This window comes from Proteiniborus sp., from assembly GCF_040308045.1.
Taxonomy (GTDB): Bacteria; Bacillota; Clostridia; order Tissierellales; family Proteiniboraceae; genus Proteiniborus.
Window position 1 is genome coordinate 91,234 of sequence record NZ_JAWRHZ010000055.1, and the last position, 20,210, is coordinate 111,443.

Here is a 20,210-nt window from a genome sequence, read left to right on the forward strand (position 1 = left end):
TTATACCAAAATAATATTATAAAAAATATTATGATATCTGTAATAATAATGTAAAATAAAATTATAAGTATAAACTTTTTATTACAAACATTTAAAAGTTGTTTATTATATTTAGTTATAATGGTATATTATATATGAAAAAGTAATTTATTCAATATACTAATTAAAGATTTATCTAAAGGAAAGGAGACAGATGATTATGGATTTTAGCAACCTTAGTAAATTTGACCCAGAGATAATGAAAGTAATTGAACAAGAGACAGAAAGACAAAGAAGCAAGATTGAACTTATTGCATCAGAGAATTTCGTAAGTAAACAAGTAATGGAGGCAATGGGAAGTCAATTAACAAACAAATATGCGGAGGGTTATCCCGGTAAGAGATATTATGGAGGTTGTGAATTCGTTGATATAGCGGAGGATCTTGCTAGAGAAAGGTTAAAGAAACTTTTTGGAGCTGACCATGCTAATGTTCAACCTCATTCTGGAGCAAATGCAAATCTAGGTGTATATTTTGCAGTACTTAAGCCTGGAGATAAAGTTCTAGGTATGAACCTTTCTCATGGTGGTCATTTGACTCATGGTAGTCCAGTAAATATTTCTGGTACATACTTTAATTTTGTTGCTTATGGAGTAAATAAGGAAACTGAAACTATAGATTATGATGAAGTAAGGGAAATTGCATTAAAAGAAAGACCTAAGCTTATAGTTGCAGGAGCTAGCGCCTACCCTAGAGTAATAGACTTTGCAAAGTTTAAAGAAATAGCTGATGAAGTAGGAGCATATTTAATGGTTGACATGGCTCATATAGCAGGACTTGTAGCAGTGGGCTTACATCCAAGTCCTGTACCTTATGCAGACTTCGTTACAACTACAACTCATAAAACTCTTAGAGGACCTAGAGGTGGAGCAATTCTTTGCAAAGAAGAATTTGCGAAGAAAATTGATAAATCAATATTCCCAGGAATCCAAGGTGGCCCATTAATGCATGTTATTGCTGCTAAAGCAGTCAGTTTTAGAGAAGCACTAGAAGAAGACTTTAAAGAATATCAGAAGCAAGTGCTAAAAAATGCTAAGACATTAGCTGATAGTCTTATAGAAAAAGACTTTAGACTAGTTTCAGGTGGAACAGATAATCACTTAATGCTTTTAGATGTTAGAAACAAAGGATTGACTGGTAAAAAAGCAGAAGCTTTACTTGACCATATAGGAGTAACTACAAATAAAAATACTATACCATTTGAAACTGAAAGTCCTTTTATAACTAGTGGACTTAGAATTGGTACTCCAGCAGTTACTACAAGAGGCATGAAAGAAGAAGAAATGAAGGAAATTGCAAATATTATTAGCCTAACTCTTGAAGAAAAAACTGATGAAAATACTTTAAAAGGGCTAGTTAAATCACTTTGTGATAGATTCCCACTTTACTAATTTACGAATTATATTAATCAATACTTATTGAAAGGATATTATATGATTATAATCATATAATATCCTTTTTCTTTAGAAAATTGGTGAATATATGGTTTGTTTCGGGGAAAAATATTAATGTAAAATACGTCTAAAATGGAGTAGGTGACTAATTGTTTGAATATGGTTATATAATAGTACCGTCCATTATAATAGGATTTTTGTCTAGGACATCAATGTTAAGAGTGGATTACAGACAGTATCCAAGTTATCCCCAAGGTGTATTTTCACACTTGACTCTTGGAATGATAGCTGCTTCACTAGGTTCAGTAGCAGTACCTGCAATTGTTGCAAATGAATTTGCTGCATTCACATTTTTATCTCTTGCAGCTCAACAATTTAGAGATGTAAGAAATCTTGAAAGACAGAGTTTAGATAATATTGAGCCTACTGAACTAGTGCAAAGAGGCACAGCATATATTGAAGATATTGCTAAAGCTTTTGAAGCAAGAAATTATGTTACAATGCTTGTATCATTAATTTCAAGTATCGGGATATATGTGTTAATTAAACTAGGAATTAGCAAGAAATATTCTATTATAGTAGGTGCAATTATAGGGATTGTAGCATTTTACATATTTAATAAAGCTATTTCTAGGCAAATTATTGAGGATATAGCTGAGGTTAAGCCTGCAAAAATTTCGTTTAATGGTGCTTTTTTATTAATAAATGATATTGTTATAATGAACATAGGGTTAGAGGCATCTAGGGAAATTTATTTAAAAAATGGAATAGCAGTTGAAATAACTCCAAATGATGAAAATGGAATCACAACACTTGCTAACATAGGACAAAGACAGGCTATAATCCATAATGCTTCAGTTCTTCTAGGATTAAGAAAAGATGTAGATGAGCCAGATTTTACTCCAATAGCTAGAAGGGACCCACATACAGGAAATGTGGTTATGGCAATAGTAGCACTTGAGCCGGATGTTGAATGCCTTGTAGAAGCAGTAAAGAAAACCTTAGTTCTTGAAAGTGCAAAACGCAAGCCACTTCAATCTTATATTGGAAGAAAAGCTGCAGATTAAAGGAGTGCAAAGTATGGATGTAGGAATAAAGGACAGTATTATAGCAATTATAGCAATAGATGAAAAAGTAGTTTCTGGTGGGAGTGTCCCTACATTTTATGCTAGAGATAATGAAGAACAAAAGAGAATTGCTTTGACAATTTCAAAGATTACCACTGGTATGGTACATGATTTAGAAAATGGTTGTTTAGTAATAGTTAGACATTAGAAAAAGGTATAATGATAGTTCATTATACCTTTATTTTAGCTTATATGATTATTCTAATAATTATTGAGCATAATTCATTGTATTGTGCTATAATTATTGAAGACTATATACAAAATCGAGATAACTATGATATAATATTAAAACCTAGTACTAATAGTAGGTACGACTAAAGTGTTTAATATTATATATACAGTATTTTAAATATGATTGTTTTTAGAAGGGGATATTATGGAAGTAAATAATTATGAGATAAACACCTATTATGATGGAAAAAATATTATTGATAATGTAGAAGAGAATAGTATTGCTGAAGAATTAGGAATTGAGTCAGGAGATACACTTATTTCAATAAATAATAATCCTATTACGGATATTATAGATTATAAATATTTGATTACTGATGACTTTGTTATTATTACAATTCAGAAAAGAAATGGAGAGTTATGGGATCTTGAAATTGAGAAAGATTATGATGAAGATATAGGTATTACATTTACAAATCCTTTAATTGATAAAGCAAAGCACTGTAGGAATAAATGCATTTTCTGCTTTATTGATCAGCTCCCAAAAGGCATGAGAGAAACATTATACTTTAAAGACGATGATTCTAGATTGTCTTTCTTACAAGGCAACTTTATAACATTAACAAACCTTAGCGATGAAGAAATAAACAGAATAATTAAATATAAATTAAGTCCAATAAATATTTCGGTACATTCTACTGATCCGGACTTAAGAATAAAAATGTTGAATAATAAGAATGCAGGTAAAGTTTTTGACATTTTAAATAGATTTAGTGATGCTGGCATAGAAATGAATTGCCAAATAGTTCTTGTGCCTGGCATAAATGATGGAGATAATCTTAGAAAAACATTAGTTGATCTATCAAGTTTGTATCCAAGAGTTTCTAGTGTGGCAGTAGTACCTGTAGGGCTTACGAAGTATAGAGAAGGTTTATGCCAGATAAAAACATATGATTATGAAACTGCTAATGAGATTCTGGATTTTATTCATAATAATCAAGAGAAATATTTAAAGTCTATAGATACCCGTTTTATTTTTGCTTCAGATGAGTTTTATATTTTAGCTAAAAGAACATTTCCTGAATATGAGGATTATGAAGGATTTCCTCAGTATGAAAATGGAGTAGGGTTAATAAGATCATTTTATTCTGAAGTTGAAGAAGCTCTTAAGGATATTAAGGAGAATTCATTTCTAAATGAAAATTATATTATTGCTACAGGAATGCTAGCTTATGATTTTATTAAAGAAATTGCTAGTATGGTTACAACAAAAATAAAGGGACTAAAATTAAAGGTAGTACCGATCAGAAACGAATTTTTTGGTGAAAAGATTACAGTTTCTGGTTTAGTCACAGGCAAGGATTTGATTAATCAATTAAAAGGACTTTTATGTGAAGAAAAGCTGATAATACCTAGATCTATGCTTAAAAGTGATGAGAAAGTGTTTTTAGATAACGTTACAGTTAATGATATTAATAACATTTTAAATACAAAAGTCATTATTTCTGATGTTGATGGCGGAAAGTTTATAGATATTTTCAAGAATGATATGAGGTGATAAAATGGCTAGACCAATTGTTGCAATAGTTGGGAGACCAAATGTAGGTAAATCTACACTTTTTAATAAAATCGCAGGTAAAAGGATATCTATTGTTGAAGATATGCCTGGTGTTACAAGAGATAGAATATATGCCGAAGGTGAGTGGCAAAATAAATATTTTACTATGATTGATACTGGTGGAATTGAGCCTGCAAGCAATGACATAATTATGTCTCAAATGAGAAGACAGGCAGAAATAGCAATAGAAACAGGAGATGTAATTCTTTTACTTGTTGATGGATTAGAAGGTATAACGACTACAGATAGAGAAGTAGCTGATATGCTAAGAAAAACAAATAAAGAAATCATTTTAGTTGTTAATAAAATTGATACACCTAAAACACCTGATACTGTATATGAATTTTATGAATTAGGTTTAGGAACTCCTATAATCATTTCTGCAGGGCAGGGATTAGGACTAGGAGACTTATTAGATGAGGTTGTTAAGCATTTTCCACAAGATAAAGACGTTGAATATAATGAAGATATAATTAAAGTTGCTGTAATAGGTAAACCAAATGTTGGTAAGTCATCTCTTATTAATAAAATCTTAGGCGAAGAAAGAGTAATTGTAAGTGATATTGCAGGTACCACAAGAGATGCAATAGATACATATTTTACTCATGGTGAGGATGAATATGTTTTTATTGATACAGCTGGTTTACGTAAAAGAAAAAGAATAAATGAAAATATAGAAAGATATAGTGTAGTAAGATCTCTTACTGCTATAGAAAGAGCAGATGTTTGTATTATAGTAATAGATGCAGCTGAGGGAATTACTGAGCAAGATACAAAAATCGCTGGGTATGCACATGAAAATGGGAAAGCTGCGATAATTGCAATAAATAAGTGGGATTTAATTGAAAAAGAAACAAATACTTATCTAAAATTTGAAGAAGATGTAAAACGAGTGTTATCTTTTATGAGTTATGCCCCCATTATTTTTATTTCAGCTGAGACAGGTAAAAGAGTTGACAAACTTCTTGATTTAATAAAAGTAGTTTCTAATAATCACTCAATGAGGATCTCAACAGGTACTTTAAATGACATTATTGGCGAAGCAGTACTAATGAATCAACCCCCATCAGATAAAGGTAGAAGACTAAAATTATATTATGGTACACAAGTAGGTATTAAACCACCCAAATTTGTCATATTTATTAATGATGAGGAACTAATGCATTTTTCATATGCAAGGTATCTTGAAAATCAAATTAGACAGTCTTTCGGATTTGAAGGAACACCTATCCAATTTGAGTTTCGTGAAAAAGGAGAAAAGGGGGATTAATATTGTTTAATGTCATAGCTGTAATGATTATAAGTTATGGGCTGGGGAATTTTGCAACATCCTACATTCTAGGAAAGGTTTTTAAAAAAACAGATATTAGAAAGCATGGAAGTGGAAATGCGGGAGCCACAAATGCCTTAAGAGTGTTTGGAGTAAAGTTAGCTGCTGCAACCTTTGTAATTGATGCACTTAAAGGTGTACTAGCAGTAATCATTGGAAGGTTAATTCTTGGAGATGTGGGAGGATTAATCGGTGGAGTTTTTGTAGTTGTGGGTCATAATTGGCCGGTGTTATTGAAATTCAAAGGAGGCAAAGGAATAGCTTCTACAATAGGTGTAGCTACGACTATTAACTATCAAATAGCCTTAATATGTATTGTTGTAGGATTAGTAATAGTTATTATAACTAAATATGTATCATTAGGGTCTATTACTGCTATATCTTTATTACCAATATTGGCAGTAGTTATGGTTAGACCTTTTGATTTTAATTTCTTTATATTTTGTTTGATTTTAACTTCAATGGCTATTTTTAGGCATAGAAGCAATATAAAAAGATTAATAAATGGAAATGAATCGAAATTAGGTCAAAAAGCACTTTAATAAGGAGTGAACATAAGTTGAATAGTATTTGTATACTTGGAGGAGGAAGCTGGGGGACAGCATTATCAATTGTTCTAGCGAAAAAAGGCTATAATGTTGACTTATGGCTAAGGGATAAAAAGCAATGTGAAGAAATTAATATGACAAGAGAAAATTTAAAATATTTAAGAGGAGTTCTGTTACCCAATAACATCACTGCTGTCGATGATATTATTAAAGCAGTTTCCAATAAAAAGATAATAGTTTCAGCAGTTCCTTCTCATGCAATTAGGGAAGTTTTGAAGACTATAAAAAATCATACTTCTGAAGAGCCTATTATTGTTAATGTGGCTAAAGGAATTGAAGTTGATACTTTGCTGAGAATTTCTGAAATTGTAAAGGAAGAAATACCAAAAGCAGAATATACTGCCTTATCAGGGCCATCTCATGCAGAGGAAGTTGCTAGAGACATACCAACTACAGTAGTGGCAGCTTCTACTAAAAAAGCTGTAGCCGAATATATTCAAGATGTTTTCATGACACCTAAATTTAGAGTATATACCAACCCTGATGTAATAGGTGTGGAATTAGGAGGAGCATTAAAAAACGTAATTGCCTTAGGTGCTGGTATATCAGATGGATTGGGGTATGGAGATAACACAAAGGCTGCATTAATGAATAGAGGCTTTGTTGAAATAGCCAGAATAGGCGAAGCTATGGGTGCCAATAAATTAACTTTTGCAGGACTATCTGGAATTGGAGATTTGATTGTAACATGCACAAGTATGCATAGTAGAAATAGAAGAGCAGGAATACTAATAGGACAAGGCTACAGCTTGGAAGAAGCTATCGAATCTATTGGAATGGTAGTAGAGGGTATTAAAACTACTAAGGCTGCATTCCAGCTTTCACAAAAATATGATGTTGTTATGCCAATAACAGAAGAAATATATAGGGTTTTATACGAAGAAGCAGATGTTAAAAATTCAGTAGTTAATTTAATGTTGAGAGATAAAACTCATGAAATAGAAGATATAGTTAATGAAGACCAATTTCTTTGGTAAAGACATGCGAATTGCATGTCTTTTTTTATTAGCATGTCATAATGTTAAAGCACACAGTCATATATATATATATAACTAAAGGATTTTGTTTTATAAAGCCTATATTTATTTTTATAGAAAGCTAACTAAAGTGACTTGGCTCTATAAAAAGATAAATATAAATTTTAATTATTTTGTAAAGGAGGCTAATTAGGTGGATAAGTTTGATATTTACAGAGATATTTCAGAAAGAACTGATGGTGACATCTATATTGGTGTAGTTGGGCCAGTTAGAACAGGAAAATCGACTTTTATAAAAAGATTTATGGAAAAACTAGTCGTGCCAAATATAGATAATAAATTTAAGAAAGAAAGAGCAAATGACGAACTACCTATGAGTGGTTCAGGAAAAACTATAATGACTACTGAGCCTAAGTTTGTACCTACTGATGCTGTAGAATTAACACTAAAAGACAATGTGAAATTCAGAGTAAGAATGGTAGACTGCGTTGGATATTTAGTAAAAGGTGCATTAGGTCATGAAGAAAACAATATACCTAGAATGGTAATAACTCCATGGTATGAAAAAGAAATACCTTTTGAAGAAGCTGCTGAAATAGGCACCAGAAAAGTAATCACAGATCATTCAACAATAGGCGTTGTAGTAACAACAGATGGCTCAATTACCGAGATTGATAGATCAAATTACATCAAAGCAGAAGAGAGGGTTATCAATGAACTAAAGGAATTAGATAAACCCTTTGTTGTTCTCCTTAATTCTAGGCACCCAGAATTAGATAGTACAATAGCCTTAAGAGAGAATTTAGAAGAAAAATATAAGGTTCCAGTTATAGCTGTAGATTGTCTTAACATGGAAATGCCAGAAATAAATAAGATCCTTGAAAAGGTATTATTAGAATTTCCTATAAAGGAAATTAACATTAATCTACCTCAATGGATTGAAGGATTACCAAAAAATCATTGGGTAAAGAGCACTATACTTAGTTCGATAAAGGAAATAGTTCACAATCTTCAAAGACTTAGCGAAATCAATTATGCTGTAAGCAAATTTGACGAGCTTGATATAATAAGTGATGTTAAGATCAAAGGAATTGAACTTGGTGAAGGTGTAACAAATATTGAGATGAATGTTGACGGTCAGTTATTTTACCAGATTTTGAATGAATTAACTGGTTACAAGATAGAAGGTGAACATCAATTATTAGGACTAGTAACAAGTTTGGCTAAAGCAAAGAAAGAATTTGATAAGATTGAAAGAGCTTTAAGCGATGCTAGGCTTACTGGATATGGGTTAGTTCCTCCTAGCCTTGAAGAATTGGATTTAGCAGAGCCTGAAATTTATAAACAAGGAAATAGATTTGGAGTTAAGCTAAAAGCAATGGCACCAAGTTTACATTTTATTAGGGCAGATCTAACAACTGAGGTTTCTCCTATAATAGGAACCGAGAAACAAAGTGAGGAGCTTGTAAAATATTTATTAGATGAATTTGAAAGTGATCCTTCAAAGATATGGGAATCAAATATGTTTGGGAAATCTTTACATGACCTAGTAAAGGAGCAGCTAGAAAGTAAGTTAAACATGATGCCAGAGGATGCTAGAAGTAAAATGCAAAGAACATTAGAAAGAATAGTGAATGATGGAAGTGGAGGACTAATCTGTATCATAATATAAAAATAGGAAGGTTTACCTTCCTATTTTTATGCAAAAACTGGTCGGGATGATAGGATTTGAACCTACGACCCCAAGTCCCCCAGACTTGTGCTCTACCAAGCTGAGCCACATCCCGATATCTATACTTATCCTTCGTAAAATAGACTAGTCTATAAAGTAATATTCACATTAATAATGTATTAATTATATACTATAATATTTGAATTTGCAAACAAGATGTATTACTGAGAAATCTAGTCTTTTAGTATTATTTTTGTGTAGATATTTTCTAGATTTGTTATTTGTGATATACTTTCTATAGACAATATTAGAAAGCAGGTACTGTTAATGGTTTCAAAATATATTATGCCAACTCTTGTAATGATATTATTTGTTAGTCTAATTGGCTATATACTAGTAGTTTTAAAAGAAAAATTATATTTGGACGACAATATTATCATTATTGGAAAGAAGTCTGTAACTCAAGAACATATAGATGAAGCTGATATGAAAGTTTTCTCTATAGGTGGAGTTAAAATAAAATCAGGTGATGAAGTGAGAGTTGTTTTTTCGAACAAAAATACAGTAGATGGTATAGTGATTGGAGCAAAAGCCAATAATATGGAGCTTTTAATTGTAACGCATAGAGATGAGGTAAAAACTTTTAAGGTAGACAAAATCAAGAAAGTAAAAATAGTAAGCAAGTATGGTAGTTTTTTTTAATTAGCCTTCTAGACTGTATAAATACAGGTGTTTAAAAATTTTTTCTCTTATTTTTGAAGGAAATAAGGAATTTTTGCAGAATTATCTATAGTAAGAGGTGGTTAAATGTCTCAAGAGGAAAGAAAAAAAAAAGAATCAAACGAAAAAAGTTTAGAGTAGGCTTAATAGCTATTGTAATTTCCTATGTTTTCCTTAGAATGTTACCTGTATTTTCTATTTCGAATCTTAAAACTGTAACCGTTGAAAATGGAGTAATAGAAGAGGTGGTTTCTTCTAAAGCTGTTATTATCAAAGATGAAGTTATATATAAATCTGAAACTCAAGGAGCTATATCTTTATTGAAAAAGGAAGGCGAAAAAGTAGGCAAAGGAGTACAGATTGGCAAGATTAATAAATCAGAAAATAGTTCTTACTCAAAAGAATTAGATGAAATAGAAATGCAGATAGAATTAATAAAAAAAACATCAGGTAGCAAAGAAGTATTTAACAAAGATAAAGAGAAAATCCAAAGCAATATTGAGATAATAATAGACGAACTTCAAAATAGTATTATAAAAGAAAACTATAAAGATGCTTCTATTTATAAAAACACTTTATTAGAGAGTATTGATAAACATCAGTTAGTTACAGGGCAAAAAAGTCTTGTGTCTCAAAGTCTTGATAGTCTTATGAAAAAAAGAGATAATATAATTAAGAATTTGGAAAAATCAGAGATAATTAACTATTCTTCGAAAGCAGGAATTGTAAGCTACGAGCTAGATGGATTAGAAGAAGTTTTTTCTGTAAACAAAATTAATGAATATGAACTAAGTGATTTTAGGATTATTGATAGCAATAAGATTGACTTATTAGAAAAAAAGGAAGTTAAGTATGGAGAACCTGTCTTTAAAATTATTGATAACTTCGCATGGTATGTGATGACTGAAGTTGACGGAAAAAATGCGGACAAGCTAAAAGAAGGCAAAACTATATTTGTAAGGATAAATGATAATGATAAAAAGATAATTGCTAGGATAGTAAAACTTATTAAGGAAAAAGATAAGTGCTTAATAATTTTGAAGTTTACAGATTATTTGCATGAGCACTATAAGGAAAGATACATAGACCTTCATATAATAAAAAATACTTATGATGGATTAATTGTTCCCAATAAATCCATCATTGAGAAAGAAGGAATTAAGGGTGTCTATATTAAAGACATTAGTGGCATAGTAAAATTTAGACCGGTAAAAATATTAACAAGTGATGGAGAGAATACTATTGTAAGTGAAGGAGAAGGAAACAGTAGACAAATAGAGATTAACGTAAATGGGACTAAACTAAAAATTGGGACAATACAAATGTTTGATGAAGTATTTACTAATGGAAATAAGCTTAAAGAAGGCATTATTTTAAATTAACTTAGGGAGGGATACAAAATTTACATAAGAGATAATATTGAAATCATTAAAGAAAAAGCAAACAAAATCTTATCTAGAAAGAATTTAAGCTTCAATGATATTACTTTAGTAGCTGTAACTAAAACCGTAGATACAGAAAAAATTAACAAAGCTATTGAACTTGGAATTACTAATATTGGAGAGAATAAAGTTCAGGAAATTCAAAGTAAATATGAACAAATAAATAATAAAGTTAAATGGCATATGATAGGTCATTTACAAAGCAATAAAGTTAAATATATTATTGATAAAGTTGAAATGATACACTCTTTAGATAGAATGAGCTTAGCTGAAGAAATACAGAAAAGGGCCGAAGAATTTAATGTTTATGTAAATTCTTTAGTTCAAGTAAATATTGCTGAAGAAGATTCAAAATTCGGATTAAGAAAAGAAGAAGTTATTCCTTTTATTGAATCTATTAGTAATTTTAATAGGATAAGAATAAAAGGATTAATGACAATAGCACCATATGCAGAAGACCCTGAGGAAGTTAGGTATGTCTTCAAGGACCTAAGAGAATTATTCGAAGAAATAAAAGAACTTAATTTGGACAACATAGATATGAAGTATTTATCTATGGGGATGACAAATGATTATGAGGTAGCATTAGAAGAAGGTGCAAATATTATACGTATAGGAACTGGTATTTTTGGAAAAAGAATATATTAGGGGGGTCAAAAATGGCAGATATGGCTAATAAATTTTTGAATAAGGTTAAATACATAATAGGGTTAGAAGATATGGAAGAACATGAAAATGAACAAATTGAAAATGGTAAAGAAATAGAGTTAGATACACAAAAAGGCTTGTATAAGCAAAACAAGATTTTAAATATTCATACAAACACTAACATTAAGCTTGTAGTTTATGAACCTTTAAAATATGAAGAGGCTCCTAAAATGGTTGAAGACTTAAAAAACAGAAAAATAGTTGTAATCAATTTAGAGGAAATGGAAATTGAGCCAAAAAAACAAATTTTTGATTTTTTAAATGGCTCCATATATGCTTTAGATGGGAACATTCAAAAAGTTTCTAAAGATATTTTTATATTAGCACCTAGTAATGTGGAGATTGATTCAAAATTAAAGGAAGAACTAAAGAACAAAGGAATATTCCCTTGGCAAAAATAATTAAGAGGTGGAGAGGTTGAGTATTATTAAAGTAATCTTATATAGATTAATTTACATTATTGAAACACTTATTTTTATAAGAGCCATTTTATCTTTTGTAGCAAGAGATTTTAACAACTCAATTATATCTTTTGTTTTTCAAGTGACAGAACCTATTCTATCTCCATTTAGAGAACTTATTAGGAGACTTAATATCAATACTGGAATGATTGATATTTCTCCACTGCTAGCTTTACTCTTTTTGTCGTTTTTATCAAGAATTCTAATGTATTTATAAGGTGAAATAATTATGACTATTGATAAAACAGCATTAATACAACATATTAAAGATAGAGAACAAATTTTAGTTTTAAGGAGAGCAATAGACAAACTTGAAAGAGTATTAGAAAATTATTCTATAGAATATACAGATTTTCTAGATCCGTATCAAAGGAAATTATGTCATTCATTTTTAAATAGATTTAAAGAAGTTTCTTTTTTTGAGGAAGGTGGATTGGAAGACTCTGAGAGAAAATCTATTGTAATGTATCCTATATATATTGATAGAAATGATATTGAAATACCAATAAAAGCATTGAGAATTGATGGAAGCTTCAAGTTTAAAGAATTAAGTCATAGAGATTATTTAGGGGCCTTAATGAATCTAGGGATAAAAAGAGAAAAAATAGGAGATATTTTAATACATAAAAATTATGGAACCATAATAACTTTTGAGGAGATTGTTAATTATATAAAATACAACCTAAAAATGATTAACAAAGAGTCAGTATTTGTTACTGAGATGGATATATCTGAATTAGTGGAGGTAGAAGAAGAATATACAGAGAAAAGTCTTACCTTATCTTCTTATAGATTAGATGTATTTGTAAGTACTATATGTAATATTTCAAGGGAAAAAAGTTCATCTCTCATAAAAAACGGTTATGTAAAAGTAAACTGGCAGACTATAGGTATACCATCTAAAGAAATTCATGTTGATGACATGATATCAATACGTGGATTTGGGAGAATAAAAGTAACCCAGAACTTAGGTAAAACAAAAAAAGATAGAAATAAGGTCGTTGTTAGACTAATCTAGTAGAGGGGAGTGCCGACTAATATGCTTACACCACTTGACATTCAAAATAAAGAGTTTAAAAGAGGAGTAAGAGGTTATAAAGAAGCAGAGGTAGATGCTTTTCTTGATGAAATTATGATGGATTATGAAAATGTATATAAAGAAAATATAGAGTTGAAAGATAAGATAGCAATGCTAGATGACCAATTAAAGCACTATAATAGAATTGAGGAAACGCTTCAAAATACATTAGTTGTGGCTCAAAGCACTGCTGAAGAGGTTAAAATTAATGCAAGGAAAAATTCAGAATTGATTATTAAAGAGGCTGAAGATAATTCTAAAAAATTAATTGATGAAGCTAGAAACGAAGTAATAAGAGTAAGAGAAGAGTACGAAGCAATAAAAAAAGATATGTTAGTGTTTAAAACAAGATTTAAGACATTACTTCAATCTCAATTAGAATCAGTAAATGAATATTACAGTGATTTGGAGAAAGATGACATAACAGAGTAAAGGATATGTGTTTTATTACGTATCCTTTTTGTTTTTATACTTGACACTTTTAGTTATGCCTATATAATAGAGTAGAAAACAAAAAATTACTCATATTCTTTTGTTATGTGTTAAAACTAATCATTAACATACTCTATATTTATATGTTTTTTTGGAGGATTATACATGAATACTTATATTATAGGTAATAGGAAAAATAATAAAAAAATAATTGATCTAGGCGATGACATAAAGATAGGATCAAAGGAGTTTTCAATAATATCAGGACCTTGTGCAGTTGAGAGTGAAGAACAAATTGAGTTGGCCGCTTATACCTTGAGTAATATGGGAGTTAAAATACTTAGAGGGGGAGCATTTAAACCAAGGACTTCTCCATATACCTTCCAAGGGCTAGGACTTGAAGGATTAAAACTTTTAAAAAAGGCTGGTAAAAGGCATAATATGAAAATTGTGTCAGAAATTATGGATCCTAGAGACATAGATTGTTCATATGATTATGTTGATATATTTCAAATTGGATCACGAAATATGCAAAATTATGCTTTATTAAAAGAGGTGGGAAAATTTGATAAGCCTGTCCTTTTAAAAAGAGGAATGGCTTCAACTATAGAAGAGTGGCTAAAAGCAGCAGAATATATTGCATCAGAAGGTAACGACAATATTATCCTTTGTGAAAGAGGTATAAGAACCTTTGAAAAGTATACAAGAAATACTTTAGATTTAATTGCGGTTCCTATACTTAAAGAGCTAACCAAGCTTCCTATTATTGTAGACCCTAGCCATGGAACAGGTAGAAAAGAACTTATTAGACATGCAACTAGGGCAGCTGTGGCTATAGGGGCAGACGGCGTAATGATAGAAGTACATCCAAACCCATGCGAAGCCTTATCAGATGGAGATCAGTCTTTAAATTTTGAAGAGATTAAAAGTGTCTTATCAGATATTAGGGCAATTAAGGATTGTATTAATAGCTTTAATAGTTATTAATAGCACTTACAACACTAATATTCCATATTATATAATATAATCAATTTTTTACAGTGATTAGTATACTTTTGGAATATTGAGGTGATATTAATGTATTTAAGTAAAGAAGTTAAATATGCAGACTATTTATTGTTTTTTTTCATATTATTAGTTCAAATTTGGGGAGCCAAGTTTAAGAAGAATAATTTATTGTTTTTTTATTTATTATTGGCATTATTCACTTAGAAATTTTTGATGATTTATGTATTTTATTTTAGGGCTTTAACAGTTAATTAACCTATTATCTAGTTAAAGCCTTTTTTATATTTGTTAAGTGTAATATAATGTAATATAATATATATATTGCTAATACATTATAGAGACTTGATTATAAATTAAACCTTTTAGGGAAAATTATTAGGAGGGGGATTTTACATTGAGTGAAAGTAATAAAATTGAAAAAAGATTAGAAGAGTTAGCAAATAATCTTGAAAAAGCAAAAATAAATGAATATGTGGAATTTGTAAATAATAAGAGAAGATTGTTATATATAAATTTTTTAGGAGGAGTAGCTAGAGGTTTTGGTATGGCTGTAGGATTTACTATACTTGGTGCTTTAGCCATATATATTTTACAAAAAATAATTTCCTGGAATATTCCTTTAATTGGAGACTTTATTGCCGATATAGTTAGAATTGTACAGGAAAGATTATAGGAGGAGGAAATGGAAAAACAAAAGCTGAAACATTTTAAAGAGTTATTGATTAAAGAAAAAAGTGGTATACTAAATACTTTGAAACTAATGAATTCAAATGAACCTAATGATTCAATGCAAGAGTATTTTGATGAGCTATCCTCGTATGATAATCATCCAGCAGATTTAGGCACCGAGATGTTTATGATGGAACAAAATATGGGATTAAAAAGCAGTCAAGCTAATATAGCAGATAAAATAGATGCTGCATTAGAAAGAATTAATAATGGTTCATATGGGGTATGCGAAATTTGTGGAAATAGTATAGATGAAGATAGATTAGAGATATTACCATATACCAATCTGTGTATAGAATGCTCTGATAAAGAATTACCTATAGATAAAAAGATGAGCTATCGTCCTCAGGAAGAGGAGAACATACAGTTCCCTTATGGAAATTCTAACACAGATATTTCAGTAGAAGATAATGTAGGATTTGATGGAGAAGATAGCTTGCAGTCTGTTCTGAAATTTAATGATGTTCCAGGAGATCCTTCATTTACAACAGGTGATAATCAAGGAATATTTGATGATGTGGAGCATGGTCTTGTTGAAGAAGTTGAAGGAATATCTGAAGATTATTATAAGGAACAATTTATAGACACTAAAAGAAAAGATAATTCTGACTAGTAGGCTAGATATAATCTAGCCTCATTTTATAGCTTTAAGTTGTAAAAAAAGGTTTTATACTTTACAATAGTAATATACTAATTTAAGGAGGCAAAAGATGCTATATGTTGCAATAAGTTTAATAATAATAATATTAGATCAGATAGCAAAGCTATATGCAATAAAACTACTTAAAATGAATGCTCCTATTGTTATCATCAAGGATTTTTTACAACTTAATTATGTAGAGAATTTTGGAGCCGCTTTTGGAATATTACAAAACAAAAAAATGGTTTTCATTATAATTACAACTATGGTGGTGATTGGAATCATAACATACATAAGGACGAATACAAACCTAACTATTACTATGAAGATAGCATTGTCAATGGTAATTGGTGGAGCTATCGGAAACCTTATTGATCGGATTAGATTAGGATATGTGGTTGATTTTATAGATGTGAAATTTTGGGGTCTATACGATTTCCCAGTATTTAATTTAGCAGATAGCTTTATTGTTATTGCTACATTATTAATATGCTATTTAGTAATTTTTAACAAATATGAATTTTAGGAAGAGTGTTATTATGGAATTATTAGAGATATTTGTTGATGGTGAAGACAATGAAAGAATAGATTTATTTCTATCACAAGAAATAAACGATGTTTCAAGATCATTTATTCAAAAACTTATAAAAGAAGGATTAGTTAAAGTAAATAACAAAGAAGTAAAAGCCAAGTATGTTGTTTCTGAAGGAGACTATATAAAGGTATATCTTCCAGAACCTAAAAAGTTAGATATAGAAGCTGAAAATATACCAATTGATATTGTTTATGAAGATGAAGATGTTGCTGTTGTAAATAAACCACAGGGCATGGTAGTACATCCTGCACCTGGAAACTATAAGGGCACGTTAGTAAATGCTTTATTATATCATTTAAATAGCTTATCAAGTATTAACGGTATTATTAGACCAGGTATTGTACATAGAATAGATAAGGATACTTCTGGACTCTTAATGATAGCGAAAAACGACTTAGCTCATGAGGAATTGTCAAAACAATTGAAGGCTCATACAATTAATAGAATTTATAACACACTTGTTGACGGTAATATTAAAGAAGATAAAGGCACAATAGATGCGCCAATCGGAAGACATCCTGTAGATAGAAAAAAAATGACTGTAACAAGCCAAAATAGTAGAGAAGCAGTGACACACTTTAAGGTACTAGAGAGATTTGGTCAATATACTTTCATAGAGGCAAAACTTGAAACTGGAAGGACGCATCAAATAAGAGTGCATATGTCATTCATTAATCATCCTGTGGCTGGTGATCCTGTTTATGGGAGTAAAAACCAGAGGTTTAAAACCAAAGGACAGCTTCTTCATGCCAAAACTATTGGTTTTATTCATCCTAGAACTAAAGAGTATTTAGAGTTTGATTCATCTTTGCCAGAACAATTTATGAAAATTTTGAATATTTTAAGGGATAATTAATTGAGAAAAGGTAATATTTATAAAAACTAAGTTAAGTTTTTTATCTACTATTCAGTTACAAGGCATACTTAAGCTTATTTTTCAGGTATTTAGCTTTTTTAGAAGTGATGTAGGAGGGTATAATTATGGAGACAAAGGCTATTATTATGGATGAAAGCGCTATAAATAGGGTTATTACTAGGATTGCACATGAAATTTTGGAAAAAAACAAGGGAACTAAGGATTTAGTGTTAGTTGGCATCAAGACTAGAGGGGTACCATTTGCAGTAAGGATTGCTGACAAAGTTAAAGATATTGAAAATAAAGAGGTACCAGTACAAACTCTAGATATAACCTTATACAGAGATGATTTATCAGAAATTAACCATAAGCCAATAGTGAAATCAGAAGAGTTTAATTTTAATATCAATAACAAAATAGTAGTATTAGTTGATGATGTATTATTTACTGGAAGGACTGTAAGAGCGGCTCTTGATGCATTAATTGATAAGGGTAGACCTAGAAAGATTCAACTTGCTATATTAATTGACAGAGGACATAGAGAACTTCCAATAAGAGCTGATTATGTTGGAAAAAATGTACCTACTTCTAGAGAAGAAATAATAAGTGTAAATTTATTTGAAACTGATGGAGTAAATCAAGTTCTAATAAGTAACTTATAGATAAATATTGAAGACTCCAGTCTAAAGGCTGGAGTCTTATAATAATGATCATTATTCAATTTTTGTTAGTTTATTTAGTAATTCTTTATCTGGAGTCACATAAATAGTATTGTAGTAATCATAAATAACCATACCAGGTTTTGCACCATTAGGCTTTTTTACATTTTTTCTTTCAGTATAGTCAACTGGGACATTACTAGATAATCTGGCCTTACTATGATAAGCTGCTAATAAAGCAGCCTCAGTTATAGCATATTCTGAAATTTGACCATCTTTTTTCTTAATAATTACATGAGAGCCAGGAATATTCTTTGCATGCAGCCAAATATCGTCTTTATTAGCTAGTTTTAAAGTGAGACGATCGTTTTGTTTATTATTTTTTCCAACATAAATATGGTATCCATCAGATGATACAAAATGATGTGGAAAAGATATAACTTCTTTTTCTTTTTTCTTCCCCTTAGTTGAAGATTTTTTAACGTAACCTTCATTAACTAATTCTTCTCTTACTTCTTCTAGTTCTTTTAACTCGGTACAGTTTTCTAGGCTAATCAATACATTTTCTAGATAATCTACCTCTTCTTGAGTTTTTACTATTTGTTCACTAACAAGTTGATGAGCACTTTTTAGCTTGTTATATTTCTTGTAATATTTTTGTGCATTTTGAATAGGAGATAAACGAGGATCAAGATTTATAAGAACCTTTTCTAAATCTTCTTTATAATAGTTCTCTAGTACAATTGAACTCTGCTTTTTTTCAACCTTATGAAGATTTGCTGTTAATAAATCACCGTAGATTTTAAATACTTCTCTTTCTTCAGCCTCTAGAAGCTCTTCTTTTTGCTTTGCAAGTTTATTTAGAGTTCTATCAAGTTTTATTGAAATGGATTTTCTTAAATCGCTTGATTTGTGTTTAATTCTATCTATTTTGTCTCTAGTAATATAGTAAATTTCTAAAAGCTCATTAATTGAATTATAGTGGATTTTAGGGAAATTACCATACTGTAATATATCTATAGCAGAGAATGCTATAATTTCATCACTTCTTTCGTTATTTACTATGGTTGGAAAGAAAACATTGTCATTAATATTACAAAAAAACTTTTTAAAAGAAATGTATAAATTATCAGCATAATCACCATTCAATTGCCCAACTATTATGCTATCATTTAAGTTTGCTCTGTAGCATATTTCTTTTGCTATTAAAGGACTTATCCCAATTATATTTCCATATAACATTTTAAATACTGGTATTCCTTTTTCGGATTTATCAAAGAGACTAATAAAATCTTCTTTACTTAAATTAAACGGAATTAACTTATTTTGAGAAGGAGGATTTTTATATTCTAGTCCAGGTAGAACTTGTCTTATACTACTAAGAGACGAAGGTACCCGTTTTATAGAATCAAAAATCCTATTAGTTTTTTTATCAATCAAAATTATATTGCTATGTTTTCCCATAATTTCAATAATTAATGTTTTAGTTGACAATACTCCTAATTCATCTAGACTTTGTATATCGATACATATTACTCTGTCCATGGAATACTGATAAATGTCAATTATTCTTCCACTTTGAATATGTTTTCTGAGTAGCATACAAAACATAGGTGGCGTAATTGGATTAACCTTTGTTTCATTAGTAATATAAATTCTAGGATTACTACTACTCGCAGAGATAAGAAGTTTATAATTATTGCTGCCATTTCTTATACTAAGCATTATTTCATCATTTTCAGGTTGATAAACTTTTTCTATTCTACCGTTATTCAATAAATTGAATAGTTCATATGTTACAGATTTTACTACTATTCCGTCAAAAGACATAATAATTCCTCCAAATATGTTTTAATAAAGTATATCACTTTTTATAAACTATTGAAAAGATTTAATCTCTAGGATATATACTTAGAGAAAAGTGATTCCTACAAAAAATTCTTGACT

At 29.9% G+C, this 20,210-nt stretch carries 22 protein-coding genes and 1 tRNA gene; 21 read left to right on the plus strand and 2 right to left on the minus strand.

Features of this window, described 5'->3' with window-relative positions:
* The first annotated feature begins 199 nt into the window (after positions 1 to 199).
* From glyA to spoIVA, 8 genes are all read left to right on the plus strand, one after another.
* A complete protein-coding gene (gene glyA / locus ABV008_RS11315) occupies positions 200 to 1,429 on the plus strand; it encodes a serine hydroxymethyltransferase (protein ID WP_502929778.1) in 1,230 nt (409 codons plus the stop codon).
* 152 nt (positions 1,430 to 1,581) lie between these two features.
* Entirely contained in the window at positions 1,582 to 2,499 is a 918-nt protein-coding gene (locus ABV008_RS11320) for a YIEGIA family protein (protein ID WP_352419928.1), read from the plus strand.
* Positions 2,500 to 2,512: 13 nt separating this feature from the next.
* Positions 2,513 to 2,707: a capping complex subunit for YIEGIA gene (locus ABV008_RS11325; protein WP_352419929.1), complete on the plus strand. Its 195-nt coding sequence runs from the start codon at positions 2,513 to 2,515 to the stop codon at positions 2,705 to 2,707.
* Positions 2,708 to 2,935: 228 nt separating this feature from the next.
* Entirely contained in the window at positions 2,936 to 4,288 is a 1,353-nt protein-coding gene (locus ABV008_RS11330) for a DUF512 domain-containing protein (RefSeq protein ID WP_352419930.1), read from the plus strand.
* 4 nt (positions 4,289 to 4,292) lie between these two features.
* Positions 4,293 to 5,618 carry a ribosome biogenesis GTPase Der gene (der, locus tag ABV008_RS11335; protein WP_352419931.1) on the plus strand — a complete coding sequence of 442 codons (1,326 nt, stop codon included), beginning with the start codon at positions 4,293 to 4,295 and terminating at the stop codon, positions 5,616 to 5,618.
* Between the two features lie 2 nt (positions 5,619 to 5,620).
* Positions 5,621 to 6,220 carry a glycerol-3-phosphate 1-O-acyltransferase PlsY gene (plsY, locus tag ABV008_RS11340; protein WP_352419932.1) on the plus strand — a complete coding sequence of 200 codons (600 nt, stop codon included), beginning with the start codon at positions 5,621 to 5,623 and terminating at the stop codon, positions 6,218 to 6,220.
* Between the two features lie 17 nt (positions 6,221 to 6,237).
* Positions 6,238 to 7,263: an NAD(P)H-dependent glycerol-3-phosphate dehydrogenase gene (locus ABV008_RS11345; RefSeq protein WP_352419933.1), complete on the plus strand. Its 1,026-nt coding sequence runs from the start codon at positions 6,238 to 6,240 to the stop codon at positions 7,261 to 7,263.
* Positions 7,264 to 7,456: 193 nt separating this feature from the next.
* Positions 7,457 to 8,935 carry a stage IV sporulation protein A gene (spoIVA, locus tag ABV008_RS11350; protein WP_352419934.1) on the plus strand — a complete coding sequence of 493 codons (1,479 nt, stop codon included), beginning with the start codon at positions 7,457 to 7,459 and terminating at the stop codon, positions 8,933 to 8,935.
* Between the two features lie 38 nt (positions 8,936 to 8,973).
* On the opposite strand, the gene ABV008_RS11355 is transcribed toward spoIVA, so the two are convergent.
* Positions 8,974 to 9,050: transfer RNA gene (locus tag ABV008_RS11355), tRNA-Pro, on the minus strand.
* Positions 9,051 to 9,262: 212 nt separating this feature from the next.
* Here ABV008_RS11355 and ABV008_RS11360 point away from each other — a divergent pair.
* From ABV008_RS11360 to pyrR, 13 genes are all read left to right on the plus strand, one after another.
* Positions 9,263 to 9,637: a hypothetical protein gene (locus ABV008_RS11360; RefSeq protein WP_352419935.1), complete on the plus strand. Its 375-nt coding sequence runs from the start codon at positions 9,263 to 9,265 to the stop codon at positions 9,635 to 9,637.
* A gap of 197 nt (positions 9,638 to 9,834) precedes the next feature.
* Positions 9,835 to 11,037 (plus strand): biotin/lipoyl attachment domain-containing protein, encoded by a 1,203-nt coding sequence (locus ABV008_RS11365; RefSeq protein ID WP_502929779.1) that lies wholly within the window; start codon positions 9,835 to 9,837, stop codon positions 11,035 to 11,037.
* Positions 11,038 to 11,073: 36 nt separating this feature from the next.
* Positions 11,074 to 11,745 (plus strand): YggS family pyridoxal phosphate-dependent enzyme, encoded by a 672-nt coding sequence (locus ABV008_RS11370; protein WP_352419986.1) that lies wholly within the window; start codon positions 11,074 to 11,076, stop codon positions 11,743 to 11,745.
* 11 nt (positions 11,746 to 11,756) lie between these two features.
* Positions 11,757 to 12,206, plus strand: a complete 450-nt coding sequence (locus ABV008_RS11375; protein ID WP_352419937.1) for a cell division protein SepF — start codon at positions 11,757 to 11,759, stop codon at positions 12,204 to 12,206.
* Between the two features lie 16 nt (positions 12,207 to 12,222).
* A complete protein-coding gene (locus ABV008_RS11380; RefSeq protein ID WP_352419938.1) occupies positions 12,223 to 12,483 on the plus strand; it encodes a YggT family protein in 261 nt (86 codons plus the stop codon).
* 12 nt (positions 12,484 to 12,495) lie between these two features.
* Positions 12,496 to 13,284, plus strand: coding sequence for a YlmH family RNA-binding protein (locus ABV008_RS11385; protein WP_352419939.1), 789 nt, complete (start codon positions 12,496 to 12,498; stop codon positions 13,282 to 13,284).
* A gap of 21 nt (positions 13,285 to 13,305) precedes the next feature.
* Positions 13,306 to 13,776, plus strand: a complete 471-nt coding sequence (locus ABV008_RS11390; protein ID WP_352419940.1) for a DivIVA domain-containing protein — start codon at positions 13,306 to 13,308, stop codon at positions 13,774 to 13,776.
* A 165-nt stretch (positions 13,777 to 13,941) separates the two neighbouring features.
* A complete protein-coding gene (locus ABV008_RS11395; RefSeq protein WP_352419941.1) occupies positions 13,942 to 14,763 on the plus strand; it encodes a bifunctional 3-deoxy-7-phosphoheptulonate synthase/chorismate mutase in 822 nt (273 codons plus the stop codon).
* Positions 14,764 to 15,178: 415 nt separating this feature from the next.
* Positions 15,179 to 15,457: a DUF5665 domain-containing protein gene (locus ABV008_RS11400; RefSeq protein ID WP_352419942.1), complete on the plus strand. Its 279-nt coding sequence runs from the start codon at positions 15,179 to 15,181 to the stop codon at positions 15,455 to 15,457.
* 9 nt (positions 15,458 to 15,466) lie between these two features.
* Positions 15,467 to 16,126, plus strand: a complete 660-nt coding sequence (locus tag ABV008_RS11405; protein WP_352419943.1) for a TraR/DksA C4-type zinc finger protein — start codon at positions 15,467 to 15,469, stop codon at positions 16,124 to 16,126.
* Between the two features lie 97 nt (positions 16,127 to 16,223).
* On the plus strand, positions 16,224 to 16,679 hold the full coding sequence (lspA, locus tag ABV008_RS11410; protein WP_352419944.1) for a signal peptidase II: 456 nt from the start codon (positions 16,224 to 16,226) through the stop codon (positions 16,677 to 16,679).
* 13 nt (positions 16,680 to 16,692) lie between these two features.
* Positions 16,693 to 17,604, plus strand: coding sequence for an RluA family pseudouridine synthase (locus ABV008_RS11415; protein ID WP_352419945.1), 912 nt, complete (start codon positions 16,693 to 16,695; stop codon positions 17,602 to 17,604).
* 125 nt (positions 17,605 to 17,729) lie between these two features.
* Positions 17,730 to 18,266, plus strand: coding sequence for a bifunctional pyr operon transcriptional regulator/uracil phosphoribosyltransferase PyrR (pyrR, locus tag ABV008_RS11420; RefSeq protein WP_352419946.1), 537 nt, complete (start codon positions 17,730 to 17,732; stop codon positions 18,264 to 18,266).
* Between the two features lie 51 nt (positions 18,267 to 18,317).
* Here pyrR and ABV008_RS11425 read toward each other — a convergent pair whose 3' ends face one another.
* Positions 18,318 to 20,093: an Rqc2 family fibronectin-binding protein gene (locus ABV008_RS11425; protein WP_352419947.1), complete on the minus strand. Its 1,776-nt coding sequence runs from the start codon at positions 20,091 to 20,093 to the stop codon at positions 18,318 to 18,320.
* Positions 20,094 to 20,210 lie beyond the last annotated feature (117 nt).

Coding starts and splice junctions, on each gene's coding strand:
- ABV008_RS11365 (WP_502929779.1), top strand. CDS start 9,835: ATGTTACCTGTATTTTCTATTTCGAATCTTAAAACTGTAACCGTTGAA.
- ABV008_RS11390 (WP_352419940.1), top strand. CDS start 13,306: ATGCTTACACCACTTGACATTCAAAATAAAGAGTTTAAAAGAGGAGTA.
- ABV008_RS11325 (WP_352419929.1), top strand. CDS start 2,513: ATGGATGTAGGAATAAAGGACAGTATTATAGCAATTATAGCAATAGAT.
- ABV008_RS11375 (WP_352419937.1), top strand. CDS start 11,757: ATGGCAGATATGGCTAATAAATTTTTGAATAAGGTTAAATACATAATA.
- ABV008_RS11360 (WP_352419935.1), top strand. CDS start 9,263: ATGGTTTCAAAATATATTATGCCAACTCTTGTAATGATATTATTTGTT.
- glyA (WP_502929778.1), top strand. CDS start 200: ATGGATTTTAGCAACCTTAGTAAATTTGACCCAGAGATAATGAAAGTA.
- lspA (WP_352419944.1), top strand. CDS start 16,224: ATGCTATATGTTGCAATAAGTTTAATAATAATAATATTAGATCAGATA.
- der (WP_352419931.1), top strand. CDS start 4,293: ATGGCTAGACCAATTGTTGCAATAGTTGGGAGACCAAATGTAGGTAAA.
- pyrR (WP_352419946.1), top strand. CDS start 17,730: ATGGAGACAAAGGCTATTATTATGGATGAAAGCGCTATAAATAGGGTT.
- ABV008_RS11405 (WP_352419943.1), top strand. CDS start 15,467: ATGGAAAAACAAAAGCTGAAACATTTTAAAGAGTTATTGATTAAAGAA.
- ABV008_RS11395 (WP_352419941.1), top strand. CDS start 13,942: ATGAATACTTATATTATAGGTAATAGGAAAAATAATAAAAAAATAATT.
- ABV008_RS11385 (WP_352419939.1), top strand. CDS start 12,496: ATGACTATTGATAAAACAGCATTAATACAACATATTAAAGATAGAGAA.
- ABV008_RS11415 (WP_352419945.1), top strand. CDS start 16,693: ATGGAATTATTAGAGATATTTGTTGATGGTGAAGACAATGAAAGAATA.
- ABV008_RS11425 (WP_352419947.1), bottom strand. CDS start 20,093: ATGTCTTTTGACGGAATAGTAGTAAAATCTGTAACATATGAACTATTC.
- ABV008_RS11330 (WP_352419930.1), top strand. CDS start 2,936: ATGGAAGTAAATAATTATGAGATAAACACCTATTATGATGGAAAAAAT.